The sequence below is a fragment of the Mesobacillus sp. genome (assembly GCF_049588175.1).
Taxonomy (GTDB): domain Bacteria; phylum Bacillota; class Bacilli; order Bacillales; family Cytobacillaceae; genus Mesobacillus.
In genome coordinates this window covers 1-1975 of sequence record NZ_JBAVFI010000259.1, presented here as the reverse complement: position 1 = coordinate 1975, position 1975 = coordinate 1, and the positions used below count along the sequence as shown (strand labels likewise).

General features: G+C 39.3%; 2 protein-coding genes. Both read left to right on the top strand.

From position 1 onward, the window contains the following. The coding region (locus WB217_RS06345) for a hypothetical protein (protein ID WP_423991722.1) at positions 1-975 on the top strand (975 nt) is incomplete at its 5' end. A 345-nt stretch (positions 976-1320) separates the two neighbouring features. After that, on the top strand, positions 1321-1975 hold a 655-nt coding region (locus WB217_RS06340), incomplete at its 3' end, for a tRNA dihydrouridine synthase (RefSeq protein ID WP_423991720.1).

Here is a 1975-nt window from a genome sequence, read left to right as displayed (position 1 = left end):
GTAGTTAATTGGATATTGGAAAAGCCTCGGGATTATGTGACGGTTGATTATGATGGCCTTTGGAAAAAGCTGATTTATGAGCTGTTTGAAGAGTTTGTCCTGTATTTTTTGCCTGATTTGTTTGAAGACATTGATTTTACGAAGGAGCCTGAATTTCTGCAACAGGAGCTTTTTAAGGAGATTATTGAAGAGAGGAAAGGGAAACGAATCGCGGACCAAATTGTTAAGGTGTCTTTGAAAAATGGCCGTGATCAATGGATCTTAATTCATATAGAAGTTCAAGGCGAAACAGGCGCTGATTTTTCAGAAAGAATGTTCCGCTATTATTATAAAATTTACGACAAGTACAATCGTGATGTGGTGGCGATTGCGCTGTTGACGGATGCCTCCGGTCGCTTTCAGCCTGGCAAATACCACCGTGGAATTTTTGGAACAGAAGTGACTTATAAGTATAATAGCTATAAGTTTAACGATCATAATGAGGCTGAATTAGAAAATTCGAGCAACCCATTTGCGATCGCCGTACTTGCAGGAAAGTATGCAAATGCAGCCAAAAATGATGACGAGAAACGCTATCGATTTAAATACAAGCTAATGCGATTAGTATTACAAAAAATGATTCAGCCTCTAGACGAAAGACGCATCTATCTCTCCGCGCTTACTTACTTCATTGATTATTTACTCCAGCTACCAATAGAATTAACAGAAAAACTAAGAAACGAAATCATGATCTCGAAGGAGGCGATTGACTTGATTTACTTAGACCGAAAGAACCTACCACCAACATTTGGAGAATTGAGAAAAATGGAAAGGGAAGAAGGTAAAATAGAGGGGAAGATTGAAGGGAAACTTGAAGGATTGTTGATCGAACGAAAAAGAATTGTCTCAAAGTTAACCCGCGAAAATTTTACAGTTCAACAAATTGCCGATTTAACGGAATTATCTATTGAAGAGGTAAAAAAGTTACAACAATAGCTAAGCTAAAAAGATTTGAGGTTTGTCCATGGGGCATACCTCTTTTCTCTGAGGAAGCATGGGGACGTACCTAATGCTTCCGTTTATTAATGAGGATCTATCACAGATTTCAATAATTTTCGCTGGATACAAATATCAAAAAGAAGCAAAGGGTACGTCCCTTTGCTTCAGGACCGATTTTCGTTAAAATAAATATTGTCGATTTCCACTGTAGTTTTTCACAAATTATAAATGTCTGAATGTAACTTGTGTTTGATAATAAGTTATGAAGCATGATATAAGTGTAAAAGAAGTGGAACATTTGGCTTTGTATTTTTTGACTGAGAGTTTGAAGTTGTATCCATAGTGAGAGGATTTGAGTTTGAAATGATAGATAATTTTTGGCTTGAGTTACCACGCCCATTTTTTGTACTTGCACCAATGGAAGATGTGACTGATGTTGTTTTTCGTCACGTAGTAAGTGAAGCCGGCCGGCCGGATGTGTTTTTCACAGAGTTTACAAACTCGGATAGCTATTGTCATCCAGAGGGCATGAAAAGTGTGCGTGGCCGTTTGATTTTTACAGAAGATGAACAGCCAATGGTGGCACATATTTGGGGGGATAATCCCGAATATTTCCGTCAAATGAGTATTGGCATGGCAGAGCTAGGATTTAAAGGCATCGATATTAATATGGGCTGCCCTGTACCGAATGTAGCAACGAGAGGGAAAGGCAGTGGCCTTATTCTGCGTCCAGACGTTTCGGCAGAACTTATTCAAGCAGCAAAGGCGGGCGGGCTGCCTGTCAGCGTGAAAACACGACTGGGCTATAACGAGGTTCAGGAGTTGGAGGAGTGGCTATCGCATATTTTAAAACAGGATATTGCGAACCTTTCTATTCATTTACGTACAAGAAAGGAAATGAGCGAAGTAGATGCACATTGGGAGCTAATTCCGGAAATCAAAAAATTACGAGACCGTATCGCACCAAATACGCTACTAACAATCAATGGAGATATTC